The sequence below is a fragment of the Stenotrophomonas sp. CFBP 13725 genome, from assembly GCF_014841935.1.
Lineage (GTDB): Bacteria > Pseudomonadota > Gammaproteobacteria > Xanthomonadales > Xanthomonadaceae > Stenotrophomonas.
Genome location: NZ_JACYUV010000005.1, coordinates 312,393 through 336,078 on the forward strand (window position 1 = coordinate 312,393; position 23,686 = coordinate 336,078).

Sequence of the window (23,686 nt, forward strand, 5' to 3'; positions counted from 1 at the left end):
TCCATGCCCATGATGGCAGGATCTGCATCGGGTCTGCGTCAAACCCGGTCAGCGGCATCAGCCCTGCGCAGAACCGTGTTCGTAGTAATCCTCGCGGATCGCCTCGCAGTAGGGTCCCGCCATGGTGAATCGGTGGCAGACGGCCGGCCGGATGTCATAGATACCGCAGCGCATCTGCGTACGGTCCATCGCCACGCACCAGCCGTCCTCGCCCCGCGCCATCGCCCGCTTGCCGCCGCTGTGTTCGGTCGTCAGGTGCAGCGGAACGGCGTCGTCCGCCTCGAGAATGGCGGTCAACCTGCAGCACACCGCATCACATCTGGAACAATCCGCTACTGTCATTGGACACCACCTCGGTCAGCGGCGGCGCGCTCCATCACGGGCGCAGCTCACAGGCCGACAAAGCGGGGACGGTACGCCCCGCACCGTGCCACGGCAATGAATTTGCGGAAGGCATGTGGCTGGGCTTCATGTTCAAGCGGGGCGTTGATCGACCGCGAACGGCCCCGCACAGGCTGCGGGTCGCGCCCATGAAAAAGGGCCGCACAGGGCGGCCCTTCTTCATGCAGCAGTGCGACGATGCGTCAGTCGGCTTTCTTGGCCACGCGCAGCACCTTCGGGGTGACGAAGACCAGCAGTTCGGCCTTGTCCTTGTTGCGGCCACGCTGCTTGAACAGGTTGCCGAGGAACGGCACGTCGCCCAGGAACGGCACCTTGCTGATGCTGCTGCGGTCGGTGAACTCGTACACACCACCGATGACCACGGTCTGGCCATCATCGACCAGCACCGCCGTGTTGACTTCGCGACGGTTGATCGACGGCACCGTGCCATAGCCCGTCAATTCAATGAAGCGGTCGACTTCGTCCTTCTTGACCACCATGTTCAGGAACACACGGTTGTCGTTGGTGATGGTCGGGGTGACCCGCAGTTCCAGCACCACTTCCTTGAACTGCACGTTGGCCTGGGCTGCACCACCGGCACCGCCACCGCTGATGGTGACGTAGCCGATTTCCTTACCCTGCTTGATCAGCGCTTCGCGCTGGTTGGTGGTCACCACGCGCGGGTTGGAGATCACCTCGCCGCGCGATTCTGCCTGCATCGCCGACAGCTCGACGTCCAGCAGATAACCCGCATTGAGGATCGACAGCGCCAGCGTGCCCGGGTTGCTCGCCGCCGCCACCGGCAGGTTGAACATCGGCCGCCGGGTGAGCGAAGGTCCTTCGCGAACCGGAGCCGCTCCCGTCTGACCACCCGCGATCCACTCGTTCACTGCCCGCTGATAGGCCGTATTCTGCGCCGAGCGGTCCGTGATGTTGTCGTAGTTGTCATCGATGTTGCCACCGAAGTACACGTTGTCGCGGTTACCACTGACACCGAACTTCGCACCCAGCTCGCGGGCGAAGGTGTCGGTAGCGATCACGATGCGGCTTTCGATCAGCACTTGGTCGACCGGACGATCAATCACGCCGATCAGTTCACGCATGCGCGCGACCTTCTTCGGAATGTCGCTGATCATCAGCATGTTGGTGCGTTCGTCAGCCACGATGCGGCCACGCGAGGTCAGGAAGCCACTGTCTTCCTGCTGCGCGCCGCCACCACCGCCACCGCCACCGCCGGACGAGCCGCCGATGCCACGGGCTTCGGTCAGCGCTTTGAAGATCGCCGAGGCGCTGTGGTAATTGATCTGCACGTAATCGGTGATCAGGTCCTCACGGTTCTCGATCGCGATGCGGGCGTCTTCTTTTTCCTGCTCGAACTTCGCCAGCTCCTGCTGCGGGCCGACCCAGATCACGCTGCCATCGCGACGCTTGTCCAGGCCCTTGGCCCGCAACACGATGTCCAGCGCCTGGTCCCACGGCACGTTCACCAGGCGCAGAGTCACATTGCCCTGCACGCTGTCGGACGCCACCACGTTCAGGTTGGACTCTTCAGCGATCAGCTGCAGCACCGTGCGAACCGGCACGTCCTGGAAATTGAACGTCACCGGGCGCCCGCTGTAACCGCGCTGCGCAACGGCTGCCGCAGCTTGGTTGATGCTGCTGGTGGTGACCGCACCGGTGGCCGCAAGACCCTGCTTCGGGGTGATCTCCACCACGTATTCGTTGCCGCTCTGGTAGGCCAGCGACTCGAACGCGGTGTTCGTGCTGAGCACGAGCTGCGTACCACCGCCATACGGCTTGGCGTCGATGCGCTGCACCGGCGTGGCGAAATCGGTGACATCAAGCGGCTTCTGCAGCTGCGCGGGCAGGCTGGCATTGCCGACGTCGATGACCACGCTGTTGCCTTGGCTGCGCAGGTCCGGGTTGGCGCCCTGGCCATCGAACTGCAGGATCAGCCGGCCTGCGCCGTCAGCGCCACGCTTGAAGTCGATCTTGGCGACCGACAGCGAAGCCGGCGCGGCAACGGGCGTTGCGGCGCTGGCGGCGGGCGCGCCGTTGGGCGCAGCCGCGGTCGCGTGGCCGCAGGCCAGCATCAACGCGACTCCCAGCGCGCTGATGCGGTTCAAGGTTGGGCGCCGGATCGGACGCAGCCCCTTGGCATTGTGAAAGGTCATCGTGCTATCCCCAGTAAACGATCATTGATCTTCAAGCGAGAGCGCGGCCGGCCGTTCCAGCCACCCGCCCGCGCCATCCGGCACCAGCTCAATCAGTTCGATGCGGTCCTCGAAGACCCCGGTTACCCGGCCATCGCTCTGCCCCATGTACACGCCCGGCCGCACCCGGTAGCTGACCTTGTCCGGCGCCATCACCACCGCGACGGTGCCCGGACCGGTGCCGAGGGTGCCGACCATGTCCAGACTGTCCAGCGGGAAGGCCTCGAGCGGCTCTTTCCGACGGTTCGGGTCCGGACGCAGGCCACTGCCCCCCTGCGGGTTGGCCCAGGCATCGGTGAACGGATCCCGCATGCCCTGTGCCGAGTATTCAAACGTTTCGAACTGCTGCATCACCGGCAACGGCTCGAGGGGCGGCGCCGGACGCGCACGCACGTCCGCCACCCACTTCTCCAGGTTCGGCGCATCACCCGGCGTGCTGCTGATGCCGCGACCGCAACCGGCCAACAGCACCAGCATCATCAAGCCGATTCCACGCAGCATCCAGGAACGGGTCATTGCGCACCCCCGTTGGCGGCGGCTGTCTTGGCGGCGGCCTCCTTCTCCTGCTGCTCCATCTCCGCCTCGTCGAGGTAACGATAGGTCTTGACCGTACCGGACAGCTCCAGCGCGCCGGCGCGGATCGAGGCCGGATTGATGCCGGTCTTGGGATCCTTCGGCTTGAGGTTGATGTCGTGCATGGTCAGGATGACCACGCGCGGCAGCGAGGCCACGCCACTGACGAACGCACCGAACTGGTGGTAACTGCCCACCATGCGCAGCTTGATCGGCTTCTCCGCGTAGAACTCACGCACCTCTTCGGACTCCGGCTCGAACAGCTCGTTGACCAGGCCACTGGACAGCGCGGTCTGCGAAACGTCGATGATGAGGTCCGGCATTTCGGTCTTGCTGGGCAACTGGCGCAGCATCTGCTGCAGCACCTGCTCCATCTGACCGAGCTGCTGCTTCAGCGGCTCCAGGTTGACCGCGCGCCCCTGTTCCTTTTCGAACTCGGTACGCAGCTCGGTCTCGCGCACTTCCAGCGAGGCCAGCTCATCGCGCTTGCCGCTGATCAGGGCGAACCAGGACACGGCCATGATCACCAGCGCGATCAGCACGCAGAAGACGATTTTCGCCTGCTGCGGCCAATTGCCGATGTCATTGAAGTCCAACTCGTTGAGGTTGATTTTCTTCTGGCTCATTGCGAGCGCTCCTGGCCGCTGGCCGGCGGTGTCTGCGGGGCGGCCGGGGTCAGGCGGCTGCCTGCAGGCGCCGGCGGTGCGGTCGATGCCGGTGCTGCAGCGGGTGCAGGGCCGGCGGCCGGAGCGGCCGGAGCGGCTGCATCAGCCGGCGCCAGCGGTGCCAGCGCAGCCGGATCGACCGGCGCGGGCGCCGTCGGATCCGCCACCGAGCCATCCGGATTGAGCGTGGTTTCTTCGCTCTGTGCCGGCAGCTTCACCTTCACCACGAACACATAAGGAAGCGCGCTGATGTCGGCAAGCGCGAGGGCCTTGTTGCCCTCCTTTTCCTTCTCCGGATCACGCGCTTCGATGATCGCCAGCTCCGGATTGGTCATCCAGCCGGACGTTTCCAGGTTGCGCATGTACGCCGACACGCGGGCATTGGACTGTGTCCGCCCCTCCAGGGTCAGCACGTCGCCTTCCTGCTTCAACGCGGTCAGCACGACGCCATCGGGGATGGTGCGTACCAGCGCGTCGAACAGATGGACCATCTGCGACCGCTTGGACTGCAGTTCCTCGATGACCGTCTTGCGCGCCAGCAGGCGTTCCTTCTGCGAATCAAGGCGATCGATCTCGGTGTTCTGCAGCTTCACCTTGTCGATCTCAGCCTGCAGGAAGGTATTGCGTTCTTCCTGGCCGCTGACCTGACGGTCGTAGTAGAACCACACCATCAGCGACAACAGCAGGCCGCCGATCGCGGCCATGCCCAACATTGCGTAGAACTCACGCTGGCGTTGCTTGCGCCGCTCGGCGCGCCACGGCAACAGATTGATCCGTGCCATCAGTCGAAGCTCCTCATCGCCAGGCCGGTGGCGATCATCAGCGCCGGCGCATCCAGGGCAAGCGCATGCGCCTGCACCTTCGGGCCCAGCGTCATCTGCGCCAAGGGATTGGCCACCACGGTCGGCACGCCCAGCTGCTCTTCCACCAGGTCAGGCAGGCCGGTCAGCGCGGCACAGCCGCCGGCCAGCACGATGTGATCGACGCGATTGAACTCGCTGCCCGCGTAGAAGAACTGCAGCAGACGGCTGATCTGCTGGACAGTGGCTTCCTTGAACGGTTCCAGCACTTCCATTTCGTAGCTTTCCGGCAGCCCGCCCTGACGCTTGGCCAGGCCGGCTTCCTCATAGCTCAGGCCGAAACGGCGCATGATCTCGTCCGTCAGCTGCTTGCCACCGAACACCTGCTCACGGCTGTACAGGCTGCGTCCCCCACGCAACACGTTCAGCGTGGTCATGGTGGCGCCGATATCGACCAGCGCGACCACGCCGTCACTGGATACCGGCAGCTCACTGGCGACCAGGGCAAAGGCGTTTTCGACCGCGAAGGCCTCCACGTCCATCACCTTGGCGATCAGTCCGCCCAGTTCCAGCGCCGACTGGCGCAGTTCCACGTTCTCCGAACGCGAGGCAGCCAGCAGCACCTGGACCATCTCCGGGTTGTTCGGGATCGTCCCGAGCACCTCGAAGTCCAGGTTCACTTCTTCGATCGGGTACGGGATGTAGTTGACGGCTTCCAGTTCGATCTGGGCCTCCATCTCGCTCTCGTCCAGATCGGCCGGCATCGGGATCACCTTGGTGATCACCGCAGAGCCCGCCACGGCGGCCGCTGCGTGCTTGGCCTTGCTACCCGAACGGTTGACGGCGCGACGGATCGCCTCGCCTACCGCTTCGACTTCCACGATGTTCTTTTCCACCACCGCATTCGGCGGAAGTGGTTCCACAGCATAGTGTTCCACGCGGAAACGATTGCCGCTACGAGAGAGCTGCAACAGTTTCACTGCCGTTGAACTGATGTCGACGCCTATGAGCGGCGACTGGCTTTTTGGGATGAGCCCCACGGTTTCTCCCCTGCCGACGGGCACTTGGACGCATCAGCTGCGCCCGCGCATTAATAACGTTTTTTTTGCAAATGGCAACCACGCGCCGTGAAGTCGTCTTCACAGAACGTCACACAACGTCGCGGCTTCCCCTTGCACTCCCCAGGACCGACCCCAGCCAGCCCCTTGTGTAATCTATACTCTGCGGCCATGAATTCTGCAATCGGAATCTGTCACCGATGACACGCCTTCGCCGCTGGCTGCGCTGGATCCTGGTCGTTTCGCTGATCCTGGCGCTGATCGGGGCGGCCGCTGCTGGCGGCCTCTATTACGTTGTTTCCTCCAAGCTTCCGGACGTGCAGACCCTGCGCGACGTGGAAATGCAGGAGCCCATGTATGTGTACGCCGCCGACGGCAAGCTGATGGCCGTGTTCGGGGAGACCCGGCGCACGCCGATCACCATGAAGGACGTGCCCGAGCGCCTGAAGCAGGCGTTCCTGGCGACCGAAGATGCCCGCTTCTACGAGCATGGCGGCGTGGACTACAAGGGCATCGCGCGCGCGGTCTGGCTGTTGGCGACCACCAGCGATCGCCGCGTCCCGGGCGGCTCGACGATCACCCAGCAGGTCGCGCGGCAGTTCTTCCTGAGCTCCGAATACAGCTACACGCGCAAGCTGGCCGAGATCCTGCTGGCACGGAAGATCGAGTCCGAGCTCAGCAAGGACGAGATTTTCGAGCTGTACCTGAACAAGAGTTTCTTCGGCAACCGGGCCTACGGTGTGGCGGCGGCAGGCCAGTTCTACTACGGCAAGTCGCTGGACCAGCTGGACCTGGACGAGATGGCGTCACTGGCCGGCATCCCGAAGTTCCCCTCGTCGGGCAACCCGCTCTCCAACCCGGAGCGCGCGCAGCAGCGCCGCGACAACTATGTGCTGCAGCGCATGGCCGACCTGCGCTTCATCACCCAGGCCGAGGCCGATGCGGCCAAGGCCGTGCCGATGCATGCCACGGCACATGAGCCGCCGGTGCAGGTCGATGCGCCTTACGTGGCCGAGCTGGTACGCCAGGAAATGATCGCCCGCTTCGGCGGGGACGTGGTCAACAAGGGCTACCACGTGACCACCACCATCAACGCCGAACTGCAGACCGCTGCCAACCTGTCGGTGCGCGATGGCTTGCTGGCCTATGACCACCGCCACGGCTGGCACGGCGTGGAAAAGCAGGTGGAGCTGGGCGCCGCTGACGATGCCGCCAGCCTGGCAGCGCATCTGTCCGGCATCAGCGCCCAGGCCGGGCTGCTGCCGGCGCTCATCACCGCAACGGCCGCCGATGGCAGTGCCACGGCGCTGCTGGCCAACCGCACCGAAGTCACCCTGCCCGCCGGTGCGGCGCGCTGGACCAACAAGACCCCCGCCAAGCTGGTGAAGCGCGGCGACATCGTGCGCGTGCGCGTGGGCGAGAAAGAAGGCCAGTGGCTGCTCGACCAGATCCCGCGCGGCCAGTCCGCACTGGTGTCGGTGGATGCCAACAGCGGGGCGCTGAAAGCCCTGGTCGGCGGCTTCAGCTTCTCCGGCAACAAGTTCAACCGCGCCACCCAGGCACGCCGCCAGCCGGGCTCCAGCTTCAAGCCCTTCATCTACGCGGCGGCATTCGACAAGGGCTACAACCCGGCGTCGATCGTGCTCGATGCGCCGGTGGTGTTCCGCGACCGCCGCGGCAAGACCTGGTCGCCGCAGAACGACGGTGGCGGCTTCCGCGGCCCGATGCGCCTGCGCGAAGCGCTGGTGCAGTCGCGCAACCTGGTCTCGGTGCGCCTGCTGGACGGCATGGGCGTGGACTACGCCCGCAAATACATCAGCCAGTTCGGCTTCGCCGAGGCAGAGCTGCCGCCCAATCTGTCGATGTCGCTCGGCACTGCATCGCTGACCCCGCTGTCGGTTGCCCGCGGTTATGCGGTGTTCGCCAACGGCGGCTCGCGCGTGGACACGTGGCTGATCGACCGCGTCACCGACCGCGACGGCGTGGAGGTGTTCAAGGAGAACCCGGCGATGGCCTGCCGCGAGTGTACGGGCACCAGCAACGGCCAGCCCGCCAGCCAGGTCGTGGACGGGTTCAACTTCGGCGCCGCTGCGGCACCGGTGGCAGCCGGTACCGACACAGCGCCCGCTGCCGTGGAAGCACCGGCCCCGGTCAATCCGGACGCACGCACGGCGCCGCGCGCGATCGACGCCCGCACGGCATACCAGTTGGTATCGATGATGCGCGACGTGGTCCAGCGCGGTACCGGCACCGCCGCGAAGGTGCTCGGTCGCGAAGACGTAGGCGGCAAGACGGGCTCGACCAACGACCATCGCGACGCCTGGTTCTCCGGCTTCGGTGGCCCGTATGCCACGACGGTGTGGGTGGGTCGCGATGACTTCCGTTCACTCGGTTACCGCGAATACGGTGGACGCGCGGCGCTTCCGATCTGGATCGAATACATGCGCACGGCGTTGAAAGACACGCCCATCGCCCAGAACGAACCGCCGACGGGGATGGTCCAGGCCAGCCTCAACGGGGCGACCGAGTGGGTGAAGGTCGAAGACATGGATCGCCTGCAGGACTACGACCTGAATCTCAATGCCCCGCAGGCCGACGCCGCCGCGTTCGATATCTTCTGAGGGCCTGGCGTCACGCGCCGATGCGTTGCGTAGCGCCGAGCGATGCTCGGCGCTTGCCCCGCGCGGTGATGGAATCCGCCGAGCGTGGCTCGGCGCTACCGAGCGGGTGAGCGCTCTACGCGCCGGTCACGTTGCCGGTGTACGCTGGCCCCAGGTCCCACAGGGGAACAGCGATGCACCGCGCACGCCCGCATACCGCCACGCAAAGCCGCGAGCGACGTCATCGGCTCGCCCACGAAGCCGCCCGCCTGATGGCAGAGAGCGGGATCGGCGATTATCACCAAGCCAAGATGAAAGCCGCCCACCAGCTCGGCATCCACGATGATGCCAGCCTGCCGCGCAACATCGAGATCGAAGCGGCCCTGCGCGAACATCAGCGGCTGTTTGCCGGCCCCGACCATGGCCGCCAGCTGCAGCTGCGTCGGCACGCTGCGCTGCGCGCGATGGAATTCCTGCAGGCGTTCTCACCGCGGCTGGTCGGGCCGGTGCTGGAGGGCACGGCCGATGGCAACAGCCCTGTGCAGCTGCAGTTGTTCGACGATGATGCCGACGCGGTGCAGCGCTTCCTCGACGAGCATGGCATCCCGACCGACGTGCGGGTACGACGACTGCGGCTTGATCGCCACCGCAGCCTGGACGCACCGGCCTGGCTGTTCGAGGCCGAAGCGCTGACCTTCGAGCTGGTCGTGCTGCCCTACGATGCGCTGCGCCAAGCCGCGCTTTCACCCGTGGATGACAAGCCGATGCGTCGCGCATCGCTGTCCCAGCTTCGTCAGCTTATAGGTGACGCAGCTTCCCCGTAGTGTGGCCCGATCATGGGGGGCTTCACCAGCCTACGCCCACCCCCAGCCCTACTCCTCTTTCGCCGCTCTGGGTGAAGGCACCATGCAGGCTGAGCGTGGAGGAACCCCGCTCGTTCAACACGCGCTGATAGCCCACCGCCAAGGCCGACTCGCCATCGGCATGGCCGATGCCTGCGCCGAGACGGTTGTAGGTCTGCAGGCCCGCCGTGTTCATCGCCATCGCGCTCTGCGCACTGCTCATCGCCACCATGCGGTTGAGGCGCCGGTCCATCCTCTGCATGCGCTGCTCGACACCGGCGACGGCGCGATCGGTATAGGCGTTGACCCGCTCCTGCAGTTGCTCCAGCTGGCGTGCATCCACCGGCGGCGATGACGCGGCTGAGCGGTGCTGCGCCGGCGGGGTCGGTTTCGGGCCTGCTTCCGCGGCTGCGGCAGTATCAGGGCGACCCACCTCCGCAGGCGGTTCGCTCTGGGCGCCATCGCGCGCCTGCTCATTGGCCGTTGCGGCGGCTGCCGATGGCTCAGCGGCGTCGGAAGGGTCCGTACGCGCTTGCAGCGAGTCCACCGCCATGCGCTGTTGCAGGCCGTCGATGCGCCCATCAAGCTGCTGCCGGACCGCGTGCAGCTGCCCGCCGTTGACCGCGTCGCGGCTACCGGCCGCAACCCGTCCGTCAGCGATATTGCCGAGCACCATCCCATTGGCACCGGCCAACTGCAGCTGAAGCTGTCCGTCACTGCGCAGGGCGGGTGATTGCTGAAAGACCGCTTGCAGCTGAGCTTCCACCCCGCCCAGCCGCGAGCTGCCATTGACCACCGCGCCATCGAGTGCGTGCAATGCCTCACCTACTGTGCGGTGCTCGTTTCCCTGCACCGTGTAGGCCGGGGCCACCACGTTGCCTCCGTTCATTCGTGCCCCGCCTCCCAGCGCCGCCAGCGCGTCATCGAGCTGCCCGATCGTAGCGGCATCATGTTCGCCCCTGCCGCGTGCCACGCTGACCAGCCGACGCCGCACTGCGTCGTTGCCGAAGGCAACCGTCAGGTCACTGTCAGCGCGCGAATACCGGCCGATGGCAACGCTGTTGGTGGCGCCGGCGTCGACCTGGCTGCTCATCCCGATGGCGATACCGCCCTCGCCTGCCACCGATGACCGCGTACCCAGCGCAAACCCGTCCGTTGCTCCGGCCACGACGTAAGACCCCCTACCCAGTGCAACCGCGTTGGTGGCCAGCGCTTCAGCGCCGTAGCCGATCGCTACCGCACCTTCCACGTCGCCGCCGGGCGATGCGACGGCACTTTTGCCCAGTGCAAGTCCGTACTGACCCGCCTCGGCCGGCCTTTCCTCACCGCGCACGCCGATAGCGAGAAAGCGGCCATTCGTCGCCAATGCATCTATGCGCTGGTTGGTAGCAAACAGCTGCGCGCCATTGATCGCGTCGGTGCTTCGTGCAGAGCTGGCATCCCCATCACGCACTCCCGTGATGCGCGCGCCCCCCACGTCGACCACGCTCATATCCTCGTTGAACCGGACCATGCCCCCCAGATCACGATCGAACCCCGCGAAGTCGGTGCGCAGCTGCTCCAGTTGGACACGGTGTTCGGCCACGTAGCCGCCTTGTGTACTGAGTTCCCGGTTGGTGCGGTACAGCTGCTGCCCGGTCACCGCATCCGTACTGCGTTCACTCAGTGCACCATCGGCCACATTCTGGATGGTCCTGCGTGCGCCGCTGCCGTTGGCGATATCCAGCAGCGTGCCGCTGTTGCCGCGGCCAAGGTGCACCGCGCCGGCAGGTGTGCTGTCGCCTATCAGACCGCCTACATGGTCCGCCTTTTCAAGCGCCATGCCGGCGTCGCGGCGCGCAACTTCGGCGTGGCGCGAGGCCATCAGCGCCTCGTGCCTGGCTTCATCGACACGCTGCTCGGTACGGAACAACTGATTGCCCGTCACGACCTCCGTACTGCCCTGTTTCACCTCGCCGTCGGCAACATGGACGATGCGGCGCTGGTTTTCGTTGGTGCCCACCGACACCTGATGGCTGCCACTGGATCGTGAGTCAGCGCCCAGCACGATAGCGTCTTCGTGCTCTGAGATGGCGCCACTGCCCAGTGCAATGGCGTTGCGTACGTTGGCCCTGGAGGCATTGCCCAGTGCCATGCTCCCCAGCGCGGTCGCCATGGCGTCGCGGCCTACGGCCGTCGCCCTTGATTCCGCTGCCCTTGCCCCATGGCCAATGGCCACATTGAACTCAGCGGAGGCCTTCGCCCCGTACCCCATCGCCACACTGTAGTTGCCCGCCTCGGCGCTGCTGCCAATGGCAACCCCTTCGACGTCCGCCCTGGCACCCCTGCCCACTGCGGTGGCATCGGTGAAGGCAAAGGTGCGGAATCCTACCGCCACGGCCCTGTTCAAGGCAGTCGCATTGCCCCCCACTTCGACCGCTTCACTTGCGGCTCGTGGTACGGGCAGATCGGCGGCGACAGCGGATGCCCTGCGGTGAACCCCGTCCGCTGTCCTGCGCACGGCTTCCCACTCTGCCGCCGCTTCACCTGACCGCGCGAACGGGCTGCCTCCCCCCGTCCCGGGAATGAAAGCAGTCAACGTCTGCTGCTGCCACCAGTCCAACGGTGGCTCGCTCATTGCGTAGGCGCCCGCATGCGGTGACAGGCCTGCCGTCAGCAACAGCACCACCGTGATGCGGCGCCGAGACAGTGCGGCATGTCTGCGAGTTGCCGGTACGTTCTTCATTGAAATTTCTCGAGAAAAAAAGAGAGACACTCCCGCCACGCGGGACGTCCCACAGGTGGGGGTCAGGGCGAAAGCGTGGTGGTGTGTTCGCGATACCCATCGCGACTAAGGCGGTAGCGCAGCTGGAGCTGATGGCCGGGCGTCGGGACGAAGGGCAGTTCAAGGCTGCTGCCTGGATAGAGGCTGCGGGACACGTCGTGGGCCACGCAGCGGGTCTGCTCGCAATCGGCAATGCTGGTGATGCCCAGCCGTAGCGTGCCGGTATTGGCCAGTTGCCTGCCATGAAGCTCCACCTCGACGCGACCGTTGGTGGGCAGCACATTCACCAGCGCCCCCCACACCAGACTGACGCCGACCTTGGCCTGTGGATTTCCAGGCAGATCCATCGCATTTTCTTCCGGCGCACTGACGCCTTCGAAGTACACCCGGTAAGCAGTTTCGTGGCTGACGGGCTGCAGCGGAATCAAGCGGATCAGCCGGTTGCCTCCGCCTGCCAAAGCGAACTTGCCGGGCGTCGCCACGATGGCCGCTGCATCCAATGCAACGTCCACTTCATGCTCGCCTGTCCCGGCGGGATCGATGATCCGGCGCAACGACGCCTGCACATACTGGGGCTGCGGGGACTGCGAATAGACGCGGATCTGCGCGCCGCGTTTGCTGTCTACCGAGGTCCGCATCGGATGCACGGTCAAGTTCGCGTGCGCGGGCAGTGTGGGCAGCAGCAACAGCAACTGCAGGACGGCGTAACGACTTCTTTTCATCGAGGGTTCCCCTGGTTCATGGATTCGAGGCGGGCACGGTCATCTCGACCTTCAACCCACCGCTGTAGAAACCGGGCAGCTTGTCCGTCACGAGGAAGGACGGCGTATTGAACGTGAGCGGCGTGGGCACGCAGTAGACCGGCTGGTTCATGCCCGGCAGCAGAACCAGCCGCAACCGCGCGACATCAATGCCGGACAGCTGCTGGGTCACACCGTTGCGCAGGACCAGGCCTGCACCTGCGTGGTCCAGGGTCACGGTGTAATCCAGGCGATCGCGCACGCTGTGTCCACCGTCCTGGTGCCAGACCGAGAAATGGCCGTCAGGCGGTGGCTGCGTACCGGTATCGCGCACGGTGATGTCCAGGTAGTCGCTGAGCGAACCCAGCCCGTCGTAGAGGCACATGTCCAGCCTGCTGCGCCCGTCCAACTGGTCTGTTATCGGGTCATAACGCAGATTCAGTCCCACGCTGGGACGGGTGCGGTCGAACTCGGGAAAGTAGATGGCCACCGCGTCGCGGTCGGTAATCGTGAAATCGAACATGAACGTATAAACGGCGAGGGCATGCTGCGCGGGCGTGTTGAGTGCAAGCTCCAGCGTCGCGCTCCACTTGCCCGCCACGAGCCGTTGCAACTGATCAGCTTGAATCTCCAGCTCGACACCGGTGCCGACCGGACCGCTCCCCACACAGAGACTGCTCTTGGAGGTCGACAGCGGACGGGGCTGCTGCGACCAGTAGCTGGAGTGGCATCGGTCGCTGGCGTCTATCCGGCGCAAAGCGCCCACAACGTCGATCTCGACCCGCGTCCCACTACGCCGCTCGGTGAATCGAACGGCCACACGGCTGCCCGTTCCTGCAGCGTCATCGCCGGTATCTTCGGTGGCGCACCGGCCATAGGCCGCGTCGGAGCGGGACCTGCACGTGAAGAACAGTGCCCCATATCCGCCGGTTCCGTCCCAGCGGTGGCCGGCTACCTTGAGTGGCAGTACCTCGATACTGGCTGGCGGCGTGGAACGGTCCCATCCACGGCCGATCAGTACCGGCCCGAAATTTCCAGGCTCTACCTGTTCTGGACGACTCTGCGCCGCCGCGTCTGCCAGGCTGAGGGCGGCCGCTGCCAGCAGGACGATGCACCTTGGCCAGACGCTCATCGGTCAATCCCCGCCGCAGCGGCCTGAGCCGTCTCCACGATCAGAGACTGCTCGCGCAGCAGGCGGTTGACCCGTGCCTGGCTGCGGACAGCGGCCGGCAGCTGCGAAACGGTGATGGGGACGCATTGCACAGCGCCCACCAGCAGCACCACACTGCGCTGCTCACGTACCTGCAGGGGACACTGCAGCACCTGGTGGGTCTGCAGCAGATACAGGACCGTTTCGCGCTTTGCAAAATCAGCCACGAAGTCACCGTTGCTGCCTGTTCCCGGCACCGGCGCATTCAAGATGCGCGCACCGTGCACCGGGTTGCCGGCGATGTCCTGCGCATTGCCGATGAAGGTATAGGTGATCTCCAGCGGGATCGGCATGTGCAGCAGGCGGCCGGGCGCAAGGAAGAACGACTGTGCACCGCCGCCCGTGACACGGACGCTGGCCGGCACGTCCCATGCGCTGGCGTCCTGGACCTCGGCACGGTGCTGCTGATAGCCCGCCAGCGACAGCAATCTGCGCTCACCCAGCCGCAATCGTTGCCGCTGCAGCCCACTGACCTGGAGCTCGGCGGCCAGCCCGGTCAGCGGCAGATCATGGCTGTCGTCCACTGCAACGGCCAGACCGGCGTCAGCGCCATACATCCCGCTCCAGTACAGTCCGCGTGAGCCAACGGCGAAGCTGGAACTGTGCGTGGCGCTGTAGGTAAGTTCGTCACGACCGCCCTGCTGATGACGTGTCAGCACCCCACCGCTCTGGCCCATGTCATTCTGGAACTGCGCGCCAAGCGATGCACTGTAGCGGCTGCTGTTGTCTGCACGCAGCTGTACGCTGACATCACGTTGATGGGCATCGTAGGTCTGCCGCAGGTCGCGGCTGATGCTGTAGCTGGCATCCGGTCTGGCGTGCGCAGGTTGACGCAGGTCCAGCCCATGGCGGGTCTGCACGCTGCGTTGGTCGCCACGCTGCAGCCGACTCAGGCTGAGGTTGAGATACACACCGTGGTCACGCTGGCCGCGCAGATCACCGTCGGTGTGCTGACGCCACACACCGACTCGACTGGATACGGCGAAGGTCTTCCAGTAGTCACTGCGGCTGAAGCTGCCCTGCCAGCTGCGGCTCAGTTGCACCCCGCCGAAGGTATCGGGCGGCAACGGCGGCAGCAGAGGCTGTAACGGATCATCGATGATACCGACCTGGTCGCGGCCCGGCCGCCAGGTCTGGCGCCGGGTAAAGGCCAGGTAAGCGCTACCGCCGGCCACTGGCATTGCGACCGAGGCGCTGAGTGCATCGGCACACCCCAGCCGATCCAGTGCGGCGCGTGGGGAGTGGCAGGTGACGCTGCGCATGCGCTGCTGATGGAGATTCCACGAAGCACGACGGCGGAACGAAAGCTGGTGTTGCTGGCCCCGGCTGCCATCGCTCCCCTGCATGGCACTGAACACACCACGCAGTTCGTGCGTAACCGAGGTGTGGCGCCATTCCAGGCGCAGCTCGCCGAAGGCCGATCCTCCCAGCTGCATCGCCCCGGCGTTGAGCGCGCTGGCCCGGCCGATCGGCACGCGCAGGCCTGCCATCATCACCCGCTGGTCAGCGAACGGGTCGCTGTAACGCTCGTTGCGGCGCCCGCCCTGCACGAACCATTGCAGGTCCTCATCGACAACGCCGCCACCCTTGTCGAACGGCGCGTCCTCGGTGCGTACCAGCACGCCATCTTCGTAGATGCGCAGGCTCACGTTATAGATGCCGAACGGAAAATTGCGCGTATCCAACTCATTGATGCCGCCTTGTAGATAGAAGCTCTGCAGCAGGCGGTCGCCGTCGAAGGCATCCACGCGTGCGTCGCGCGCCAGCAGCACGGTCAGCGGTGCCGCCTGGATGACGGTCTGCGCGTCCACATAGGCCTCTGTGGTACCCACCCGCAGCCCCTGGAAACGATCGAGCGGCAGCATGCTGAAGCTGAAGGTGCCGCCCAGCGGACTGGACAGATTGCGGCGATCCATGCGCCCCCCCTGAATGTAATGGCGTGCACCAAGGTCGTGGCGGTAGTACGCATTGTCGAATTGCAACTCGCGCGCGCTGCGATCGCGATACACCTGTTGGCTGGCGTTCCACGAGGCCGACAGGTGGCCGTGGTCGAACAGGCCAAGCACACCGGCGCCTTGGCCGGTGAAAGCCCGGTATCGGCGGCCGCCACTGAGGTTGAACATCTGCTGGTGCAGAAACGCGTTTTCCGCGTTGCTGCTGACTTTGTGGTGGCGTTCGTGGGCAGGCTCGGTGGCAAGCCAGTGCGGTGACACGAACAGATCCACCGTCCCTTCATTTTCGTTGTACAGCGCGCGCACCGACGTGTGGTCTTCCGGCGGCGGCAGGTAGCCGCAACCGGGAGCAGGTACGCCATGAAGGCAGGCCAAGTGGCTGTTGCGTGGCAGGGCCAGAGACAGTGCCGCGCGCAGGCTCTGCTGCGCTTCGATCGACAACCCCAGTGCCTGCAGAACCTCCTCCGGTGCTTCCAGCTGGACGGTGTCCAGAGTGATGTGCACGGACGACGGTCCGGCCGAGCGCCCATACAGGCGGACATCGAGCGGCTCGGTGCGGCTTTCCGCGATATCTTCGAAACCGGGGGGGATGCTGCCTGCGCCCGCCGGCGAGCTGCCCAAAGCCAGGGCAAGTGCAGTCGCCAACCGGGCAAGGGCCGGTACGGTGCTGGTCACGATGCTTACCTGAAGAGGCCGGCCCTGATCAGGGCCGGCCGTGAAAGGATCAAGGTGCGGCCGTCAGCTGGGTCAGGACGATGCTCACCACGCCTTCGTACAGACCCGCCGCGGTGATGGATGCACTCCCTTCCTGCCCGATGCGCAGCGGCATGGCTACGGATGCGCCGGGGAGCGCGCCATCGAACAGCTCCGATGCAGGGAAGTTACGATCGGTCTCGAGATTCTTGCCATTCAACTCGACAGCCAGCTTGATCTCCTTCGCACCCGTTCCGGCAATAACAGGACGCAGCTCGGGCGTGCCGTTGACGCGTATATCAACGTCCTTGGTGATGTCATTCGAGAACACGCGTACTTGATGCGACCAGGCGCTCAACGTACCGGTAGCCGGATTGAACGGCAGCTCCGCCTGCAACGGCAGCACACTGCCATCGGCCGAGCGCAGTGCCAGTGTGGTATCGATATCTGCCCAGACCTTGATATCTGCCTGCGCGGCCTGTGCCGTTGCAACAGCGGACACCAAGGCCAAGGCAAGCAGCGCCCTGCTTCCATGAATGCTCATGCGGTTCTCTCTCCTGTGGGGTTTCAGGCAGTTCGCCTGGAGTCAAATGCGCCACGAGTACTGCGGTGGCGGCAAGATGATAAGCACCACAGGAAATTACCGATTGCAGGAAAGTTGCAGATGCCGTAATGCAGCGCAGAAAAACACGCTGCAGAACAGGATGATGGTTGACTGGACGCGGTAAAAAGACCGAATTCTGCCAGTCGCGCACATCGCTACTGGTGTAGATCAGGCCCTACCTGCCGGGAATCAATGCGACCGCAGATGATGCTCGTACCAGGCCTGGAACATCAGCACCGTCCACAGCAGCGGATGCCATCGACGTTCGCCGGCCAGGAACGCACCCCAGATCCGTCTCACCCGTGCCTCATCCAACAGACCGTGCGCCTGCAGCGCAGGCAGGGACAGCAGCGCTTCCGCCCAGGGCCTCAGCGGACCCGCCAGCCACGTGGCGATGGGGGGGCCGAACCCCCGTTTTGGACGATGCACAAGTTCGGTGGGCAGGTAGCGGCACAGCGCCTGTTTGAGCACCCACTTGTGTTCGCCATGACGAAATTTGAGCTCATGCGGTAGCGCCCATGCATGTTCTACTGTTTGCTGATCGAGCAGCGGCGAATACACCTGCAGCCCGGTACTGGCCGCTGCGCGCTGGGTCTTGACCAGGATGCCATTGCTCAACTCCATGGCGAAGTCCAGGTACTGCACCTGATCGGCAGGCTGCACATTGCGCAGTGTGCAGCCGGTATCGTCGTACAGCGTGCGCGGCAGCACGGCGCCCTTCACCATCGCCGCCGGGTCGCGCCAGCGCACGGTACGCAGCAGGAAATGATGCCGCACGTCATCGCTGGCCACGTTGGCCAGCAAGGCCGCCGCGCCACCCAGCCGGGGCTGCTCGGGATCACCCCGCAGCCTGCGCCGAGCCAATGCCCGCACGCAGGCGGGCAGTGCCTGGGCCAGCCGTGCGTTGCGCACGGCCCGCACGTGCGCCCCGTGACCAAACCACAGTTCATCGCCCCCATCACCGGTCAATACGGTCTGCCCCCGCTCCAGCTGCAGGCACGCCTCCAGCGTGGGCAGCTGCGACGCATCGGCGAAGGGTTCACACCACACCTGCGGCAGCTGCTGCACCAGATCGCGTGCACGCTGTCCATCCAGCAGGGACGAGCTGTGGTTCACCCCCAGCACGCGCGCAACCGCATCGGCCCAACGGCGCTCATCGTGTCCTTCGTCATCGAATCCGACGCACACCGTGGTAACCGGCGTGGGGCTCTGCGCCTGCAGGACCGCAGCCACCATCGAAGAATCCACGCCCCCGGACAGGAACGCGGCGCAGCCGGGAGTTCCGCCAACGCGTGCCACCGACGCATGGATCCGACGATCCAGTGCATCGACTGCATGGGCCGGATCGATCACGTCGCGACGCGCTGCCGAGGCCTCGTAGACCTGCCCGGCATTCCAGTAGGCACGCTGGTCCACGCCGTGCAAGTGGCCGCGTGCGCCCAGCCGAATGCGGGTTGCGTCCAATTGCAGCATGCAACCGGCACGAAGCTGGAGCACCCCGGCGAACATGCAGTGGGGCGCAGGCACGTAGCCATGCCGGAGATACAGCGCAAGCACGTTGCGGTCCACCCGGCGCTCGAACGCGGGATGGCGGGACAACATCCCTGGCTGGCTTGCGAACAGCAGCATTCCATTGGTCAACGCGTAGTACAGCTGACGCTGGCCTGCGCGATCGCGGAGCAGGGTCACGTGGTGCCGTTCGCGGTCATACACGGCCATCGCGAATGCCCCCTCCAGCTCGTTCACGGCACGCTGCACGCCCCGCGCATCAAGGACGTTCAGCCATGCGTCCCACACGTCCATGCAGCCTTGCTGCGCCTCCTCCCCGTTGCCTCCGTTGGCTGGCGCGCAGGAACTGACCAGCACGCCATCCAGGACGCTTACGTAGCGACCGGACGGTGAGATGCGTAATGCACGGACGCCCGCACGCACCTGCCCGGACATGGCAATGCCGCGCAACGCATCCTGCCAGCATCCCGCGCCATCAGACGACGTTGCATCGTGGTCGTTGCTCCGGTGTCGTGCCGCCATGCGCGCCACCTGCGCGTGCAACGGCACCGAGCGCTCATCCAGTACCCAAGCGCCGGCAATGGCAGCGCCCGTCGAAGGGTGAAGCACCGGGCCTGCTTGTGTGTGCGTGGGCATCATGATCCATTCCGTGCGGGCCGTACCGGCAGGTGCCGGAAAAGCGGGGCCACGCCATCTGCGCAGCCCCGCAAGCTCAGAAGTTATAGCCGTAGGAAACCATCACGCCAGAGGAGACCAGCTTGTTGCGACCTAGTGCCTTGGCCACTTGATCGTTGCCTTTACCCCGAAGCGTGGTCCACTCGGTGCGCACGAAGCTGTTCTCGCCCACATGGAAGTTGGCACCGACACCGAACTGCGTGGCCAGGCCGCTGCTGCGCGCCTTGCCGATGGCGCTACCCGCCGTCGGGGTGAAACTGGTGTTCATGCGGCCCACGCCAGCACGACCAAACAATTCCACGCGCTCGCCCACCGGCATGATCACCAGGCCAGAAACGGTGTAGGCGCGGGTGTTGAGCGACCCGACTTCCCCGTTCGACTTGGCGTCCTTGCTGCCGTTGCGGGAGGACTTTTTCTTGCTGTTACCGGCCTGACCATGGACATTGGTTTCAACTGCAAAGTGGTCATTGAAGCGGTAGCCACCACCGACGGTGTAGTTGAACTTTCCGGTGCCCACTTTCTGCTTGCCTTGATTGAGGTCGATCTTCTTGCCATGCGCCTCGGTCTTGGTCTTGCCCAGGCCACCGACGGCGTAGCCACCGGAACGGTCCTGCACATCGGCCCATGCGGCGGCGGGCGCCAGTGAAAGTGCAACGACAGCGGCGATCGGGGAGAGAATCTTCTTCATCTGCGACTCCTGGTTGATGCGTTGGTTGGAGCCGTCATGATGGAGACACAGCTTCGCGGTTTCCTCAGCGCGACTGTGGTGGTTGTGTACGCAACTGCGACTGTGTGTGACCGCGTGCAACCGATAGGAAAATGGCACCTGAACCATCGGTGCGGCGGCAGGCGCCCTGTCGCTATTGCCCATGCCATATCGTCAGAGAGCTCCGCAGCATGAGGCTTTGATAATGACGAGCATCCGATGTCACGCTTGCTTCTGGTTGAAGATGACGACCGCCTCGCCGCGCTTGTAACGCGCTACCTGCTGGGGCATGGATTCGATGTACACCGCGTGGACTGTGGTGAGCAGGCCATCGCAAGCATCCAGTGCGCCCCGCCGGATGTGGTGCTGCTCGACCTGGGCCTTCCGGATATGGATGGGCTGGATGTATGCCGCCGCGTGAGGGCGCAGTACAACGGCGTGCTGTGCATCTTCAGTGCGCAGGCCGATGACATTCAGCAGGTACTGGGACTGGAACTTGGTGCAGATGACTACATCACCAAGCCGATCGAGCCTCGCGTGCTGCTGGCGCGCCTGCGTGCCCATCTGCGTCGGCAGACATCGGTGCCGGCAGCACAGGACGACGTTGCGCTGGTGTTTGGACAGCTGCGTATCGAGCCGGATAGCCGCGATGTGCATCTGAGTGGTCAACCGGTGGGTCTGACCACGGCCGACTTCGATCTGCTGGTGCTGCTGGCCCGCAACCCCGGCAGGATCATCGATCGTGAGACGTTGTTCCAGGGACTGCGCGGCATCGGCTTTGACGGCATGGACCGCTCGATGGATGCGCGCATCTCGCGCTTGCGCCGCCGTCTTGGTGATACCGAACCCGACCCGACCCGCATCAAGACCGTACGCGGCCAAGGCTATCTGTTCAGCCCGGCGGCATGGGAATGACCCCGCCCACGCGCCTGCGCGGACGCCTGCCCCTCTATATCCGCTACTGCGCCGCCTTCGTGACTGCACAATTGGTCCTGCTGTTCACCGGCACGATGATGTGGGAGCGTTGGACCGATGACACGCATGACCAGTCGATGCGTTACGAGGTGGAGGGGACCCACGCCCTGATTGCCCAACGGCTGTTGAGCCACGATGCGGGCGACCGGATGAAAGAGATGGACGCCTTGCAGGCGGTATTCGGCTACCCCATCTACCTGCGACCACTGGATCAGGTGCAGGCACTCGTCCCTGAAAGCGAGCGGAGCGCGCTGTCGCAGGGCGAAATCATCATGACCTCGCACGGCGCCTACAGCAACCAGCGCCTGGGCACGACCGACCAGGCCGTCACCCTGGTCCGCTTCGTCGACACGCTGCCGGACCTGTCCGAGCTGCACGCCAGCGAGGTGCTCTACCTGTTGGGCCTGTTGTCCACCGTGGTGGCCGCCATCGCGCTGCCCTTGTACTTCCTGATCCACCGACTGTGGCATGACGTGCATGTGCTGCACGACACCGTCCACCACCTGCGGGCCAACGCGTTCGACCACCCCATACCTGCGCTGCGCACCCACCTGCTTCGTCCGCTGGGGCGGGCCCTGCAGGATATGGCGCAGCAGATGCGCACGCTGCTGGACGGACAGCGTTTGATGGGACAGGCCATGGCGCATGAGCTGCGCACGCCGATCACACGACTGCGTTTCACGGCCAGCCTGGTGGAAGAGGCATCTGCAACGGCCGATAGTGGCGCACACGATCTGCTGCGCGAGATGCAGGCCGACCTGCAATGGCTGGAAGACCTGACGTCGGCGGGGGTGGAATATGTCCGCTTTGGCCGGATGCCGCTGGTGGAGCTGAACTGGGTGGACATGCCCGGCCTGCTGCACTCGGCCGCCGCCAACTTCATGAACCAGAAGGGGCCGCGCCTGCGATGGGCATGCGCGCCCGGCACCGGCGTACATGCCAATGCCGTCGCGCTGGAACTGGCTGTGCGCAACCTGCTGGGCAACGCAGTGCGTCACGCACGGACCGAGGTCAGGGTCAGCGTGGAGATGCGCCGGGATGGGCTGCACCTGCGGGTGGAAGACGACGGCCCGGGCATTCCGCCCGCGCACCGCCAGGACGTGTTCACGCCCTATGTCCGCCTGAGCGAAACGGCAGGTGGATTCGGGCTCGGCCTGGCGATGGTGCGCACCATCGCCGAGCGCCACGGCGGTCGCGTCGATATCCACGACTCGGCCTTGGGCGGCGCCTGCCTGACTCTTTTCCTGCCCCGTCACGACCGCCGATGAGGCGGCCACCCGCGTGTCACCCACCGTGCGCCAGAAAAAAAGACGCCCCGCAGTGCGGGGCGTTCTTCACTACGAGGTAGCTGGACGATCAGCCCTGGTAGTCGCGCACGTCGCTACCGGTGTAGACCTGGCGCGGACGACCGATCTTCATTTCCGGATCGACCTGCTGCTCCAGCCAATGCGCGACCCAGCCGGAGGTACGGCCCAGCGCGAACATGACGGTGAACATCTCGGTCGGAATCTGCAGCGCCTTGTAGATGATGCCGCTGTAGAAATCGACGTTCGGGTACAGCTTGCGGGCAACGAAGTACTCGTCCTGCAGCGCTGCCTGTTCCAGCTTCACCGCCACGTCGAGCAGCGGATCCTGCACGCCCAGCTGCTTCAACACCTTGCCGGTCATCTCGCCGATGACCTTGGCGCGCGGGTCGAAGTTCTTGTACACGCGGTGACCGAAGCCCATCAGGCGGAAGCCGGAGGTCTTGTCCTTGGCCTTGAGCACGGCGGACTCGACGTTGTCGGCGGTGCCGATCTCTTCCAGCATCTTCAGCACGGCTTCGTTGGCACCGCCGTGGGCCGGACCCCACAGCGCGGTGACGCCCGCAGCGACCGACGCGTACGGGTTGGCACCGGTCGAACCGACCAGGCGAACCGTCGACGTCGACGCGTTCTGTTCGTGGTCGGCGTGCAGGATGAACAGCAGGTCCAGCGCCTTGACGACGTCCTGGTTCAGGTCGTAGCTGCCGTCGGCGGCTTCGAAGGTCTGCTTCAGGAAGCGGCTGACGTAATCCAGCGAGGTATCCGGCGTGTTGGCCGGCAGGCCCTTGCCATGGCGGTAGATCAGGGCCGACAGGGTCGGCACCTTGGCGATCAGGCGCACGGCGGCCTGGCGGCGCTGTTCGGCGTCAGCCAGGTCCAGCGACGCGTGGTAGATACCCGACAGCTGCGCGATGGCGGCGGTCAGGATCGCCATCGGATGGGCATCCTTGGCGAAGCTGCCGATCAGCGTGTTGATCGACGCGTCGACGGTGGCTTCAGCAGCCAGTTCTTCGTTGAATGCTTTCAACTGGGCGGCGTCGGGACGCTCGCCGTTGATCAGCAGGTAGGCAACTTCGACGTAGCTCGACTTTTCCGAGAGCTGCTCGATCGGATAGCCGCGATACAGCAGAACGCCCTTGTCGCCATCGATGTACGTGATGGCCGACTTGCAGCTTGCGGTGGCAGTGAAGCCGGAATCGTAGGTGAAATACCCCGTTTCCTTGGTCAGCTTCGAAATGTCGACGCAGTCGTTGCCGAGAGTGGGTTTGATGACCGGCAGAACGACCGACTTATCGCCGGCGTTGAGCGTGACCTGATCAAGATCGGACACTGTGTGCGCTCCTTCAAGGGGAAGGCGCCTGCCCAAGCGCATTGGTCAGGCACGTGAATGACGTCCACGACCTCTGCCGCGGATCGCGCCAT

18 protein-coding genes are annotated in these 23,686 nt (G+C 65.1%); 4 read left to right on the top strand and 14 right to left on the bottom strand.

All coding sequences use genetic code 11. The features are described from left to right. Positions 1-57 precede the first annotated feature (57 nt). The 6 genes from IFT65_RS11625 to IFT65_RS11650 form a co-directional block, all read right to left on the bottom strand. Complete coding sequence (locus tag IFT65_RS11625) at positions 58-342, bottom strand: YkgJ family cysteine cluster protein (protein ID WP_192081557.1); 285 nt, start codon at positions 340-342, stop codon at positions 58-60. Positions 343-584: 242 nt separating this feature from the next. Next, entirely contained in the window at positions 585-2,555 is a 1,971-nt protein-coding gene (locus tag IFT65_RS11630) for a type IV pilus secretin PilQ family protein (RefSeq protein ID WP_192081558.1), read from the bottom strand. Positions 2,556-2,576: 21 nt separating this feature from the next. Further along, complete coding sequence (locus IFT65_RS11635) at positions 2,577-3,110, bottom strand: pilus assembly protein PilP (protein ID WP_188326309.1); 534 nt, start codon at positions 3,108-3,110, stop codon at positions 2,577-2,579. After that, entirely contained in the window at positions 3,107-3,793 is a 687-nt protein-coding gene (pilO, locus tag IFT65_RS11640; protein ID WP_188326308.1) for a type 4a pilus biogenesis protein PilO, read from the bottom strand. The genes IFT65_RS11635 and pilO overlap by 4 nt, the downstream gene beginning before the upstream one ends. After that, on the bottom strand, positions 3,790-4,614 hold the full coding sequence (locus tag IFT65_RS11645; protein ID WP_188326307.1) for a PilN domain-containing protein: 825 nt from the start codon (positions 4,612-4,614) through the stop codon (positions 3,790-3,792). The genes pilO and IFT65_RS11645 overlap by 4 nt, the downstream gene beginning before the upstream one ends. Then, positions 4,614-5,672, bottom strand: coding sequence for a pilus assembly protein PilM (locus IFT65_RS11650; protein WP_342365880.1), 1,059 nt, complete (start codon positions 5,670-5,672; stop codon positions 4,614-4,616). Before IFT65_RS11650 ends, IFT65_RS11645 begins: the two co-directional genes overlap by 1 nt. Positions 5,673-5,890: 218 nt before the next feature. On the opposite strand from IFT65_RS11650, the gene IFT65_RS11655 reads away from it, so the two are divergent. Beyond that, entirely contained in the window at positions 5,891-8,311 is a 2,421-nt protein-coding gene (locus IFT65_RS11655) for a penicillin-binding protein 1A (protein ID WP_192081560.1), read from the top strand. A gap of 173 nt (positions 8,312-8,484) precedes the next feature. Continuing rightward, the gene (locus tag IFT65_RS11660) at positions 8,485-9,114 is read left to right on the top strand and encodes a hypothetical protein (RefSeq protein ID WP_192081561.1); all 630 of its coding nucleotides are present in this window, start codon (positions 8,485-8,487) and stop codon (positions 9,112-9,114) included. A 22-nt stretch (positions 9,115-9,136) separates the two neighbouring features. Here the strand turns inward: IFT65_RS11660 and IFT65_RS11665 are convergent, their stop codons facing one another. The 7 genes from IFT65_RS11665 to IFT65_RS11695 form a co-directional block, all read right to left on the bottom strand. Beyond that, positions 9,137-11,521: a YadA-like family protein gene (locus IFT65_RS11665; RefSeq protein WP_192081562.1), complete on the bottom strand. Its 2,385-nt coding sequence runs from the start codon at positions 11,519-11,521 to the stop codon at positions 9,137-9,139. Between the two features lie 398 nt (positions 11,522-11,919). Next, complete coding sequence (locus tag IFT65_RS11670; protein WP_192081563.1) at positions 11,920-12,618, bottom strand: pilus assembly protein; 699 nt, start codon at positions 12,616-12,618, stop codon at positions 11,920-11,922. Between the two features lie 16 nt (positions 12,619-12,634). Beyond that, positions 12,635-13,768, bottom strand: a complete 1,134-nt coding sequence (locus IFT65_RS11675) for a CfaE/CblD family pilus tip adhesin (RefSeq protein WP_192081564.1) — start codon at positions 13,766-13,768, stop codon at positions 12,635-12,637. Beyond that, complete coding sequence (locus IFT65_RS11680; RefSeq protein WP_192081565.1) at positions 13,765-16,473, bottom strand: TcfC E-set like domain-containing protein; 2,709 nt, start codon at positions 16,471-16,473, stop codon at positions 13,765-13,767. The genes IFT65_RS11675 and IFT65_RS11680 overlap by 4 nt, the downstream gene beginning before the upstream one ends. 49 nt (positions 16,474-16,522) lie before the next feature. Further along, a complete protein-coding gene (locus IFT65_RS11685; protein WP_192081566.1) occupies positions 16,523-17,035 on the bottom strand; it encodes a CS1 type fimbrial major subunit in 513 nt (170 codons plus the stop codon). A 249-nt stretch (positions 17,036-17,284) separates the two neighbouring features. Further along, the gene (locus IFT65_RS11690) at positions 17,285-19,243 is read right to left on the bottom strand and encodes an asparagine synthase-related protein (RefSeq protein ID WP_192081567.1); all 1,959 of its coding nucleotides are present in this window, start codon (positions 19,241-19,243) and stop codon (positions 17,285-17,287) included. A 73-nt stretch (positions 19,244-19,316) separates the two neighbouring features. Then, positions 19,317-20,150, bottom strand: a complete 834-nt coding sequence (locus tag IFT65_RS11695; protein ID WP_192081568.1) for a porin family protein — start codon at positions 20,148-20,150, stop codon at positions 19,317-19,319. Between the two features lie 54 nt (positions 20,151-20,204). Here IFT65_RS11695 and IFT65_RS11700 point away from each other — a divergent pair, with 54 nt between their 5' ends. Together IFT65_RS11700 and IFT65_RS11705 are read left to right on the top strand one after the other, a co-directional pair. After that, the gene (locus IFT65_RS11700; protein WP_192081569.1) at positions 20,205-20,900 is read left to right on the top strand and encodes a response regulator; all 696 of its coding nucleotides are present in this window, start codon (positions 20,205-20,207) and stop codon (positions 20,898-20,900) included. Next, positions 20,897-22,228: an ATP-binding protein gene (locus tag IFT65_RS11705; protein WP_192081570.1), complete on the top strand. Its 1,332-nt coding sequence runs from the start codon at positions 20,897-20,899 to the stop codon at positions 22,226-22,228. The genes IFT65_RS11700 and IFT65_RS11705 overlap by 4 nt, the downstream gene beginning before the upstream one ends. A gap of 88 nt (positions 22,229-22,316) precedes the next feature. Here the strand turns inward: IFT65_RS11705 and IFT65_RS11710 are convergent, their stop codons facing one another. Further along, the gene (locus IFT65_RS11710) at positions 22,317-23,594 is read right to left on the bottom strand and encodes a citrate synthase (protein WP_192081571.1); all 1,278 of its coding nucleotides are present in this window, start codon (positions 23,592-23,594) and stop codon (positions 22,317-22,319) included. Positions 23,595-23,686: the final 92 nt, after the last annotated feature.

Excerpts from the sequence above, each read along its gene's own strand:
- IFT65_RS11625 (WP_192081557.1), bottom strand. The coding sequence starts at position 342 with ATGACAGTAGCGGATTGTTCCAGATGTGATGCGGTGTGCTGCAGGTTG.
- IFT65_RS11630 (WP_192081558.1), bottom strand. The coding sequence starts at position 2,555 with ATGACCTTTCACAATGCCAAGGGGCTGCGTCCGATCCGGCGCCCAACC.
- IFT65_RS11635 (WP_188326309.1), bottom strand. The coding sequence starts at position 3,110 with ATGACCCGTTCCTGGATGCTGCGTGGAATCGGCTTGATGATGCTGGTG.
- pilO (WP_188326308.1), bottom strand. The coding sequence starts at position 3,793 with ATGAGCCAGAAGAAAATCAACCTCAACGAGTTGGACTTCAATGACATC.
- IFT65_RS11645 (WP_188326307.1), bottom strand. The coding sequence starts at position 4,614 with ATGGCACGGATCAATCTGTTGCCGTGGCGCGCCGAGCGGCGCAAGCAA.
- IFT65_RS11655 (WP_192081560.1), top strand. The coding sequence starts at position 5,891 with ATGACACGCCTTCGCCGCTGGCTGCGCTGGATCCTGGTCGTTTCGCTG.
- IFT65_RS11660 (WP_192081561.1), top strand. The coding sequence starts at position 8,485 with ATGCACCGCGCACGCCCGCATACCGCCACGCAAAGCCGCGAGCGACGT.
- IFT65_RS11670 (WP_192081563.1), bottom strand. The coding sequence starts at position 12,618 with ATGAAAAGAAGTCGTTACGCCGTCCTGCAGTTGCTGTTGCTGCTGCCC.
- IFT65_RS11675 (WP_192081564.1), bottom strand. The coding sequence starts at position 13,768 with ATGAGCGTCTGGCCAAGGTGCATCGTCCTGCTGGCAGCGGCCGCCCTC.
- IFT65_RS11685 (WP_192081566.1), bottom strand. The coding sequence starts at position 17,035 with ATGAGCATTCATGGAAGCAGGGCGCTGCTTGCCTTGGCCTTGGTGTCC.
- IFT65_RS11690 (WP_192081567.1), bottom strand. The coding sequence starts at position 19,243 with ATGATGCCCACGCACACACAAGCAGGCCCGGTGCTTCACCCTTCGACG.
- IFT65_RS11695 (WP_192081568.1), bottom strand. The coding sequence starts at position 20,150 with ATGGGCAATAGCGACAGGGCGCCTGCCGCCGCACCGATGGTTCAGGTG.
- IFT65_RS11700 (WP_192081569.1), top strand. The coding sequence starts at position 20,205 with ATGTCACGCTTGCTTCTGGTTGAAGATGACGACCGCCTCGCCGCGCTT.
- IFT65_RS11705 (WP_192081570.1), top strand. The coding sequence starts at position 20,897 with ATGACCCCGCCCACGCGCCTGCGCGGACGCCTGCCCCTCTATATCCGC.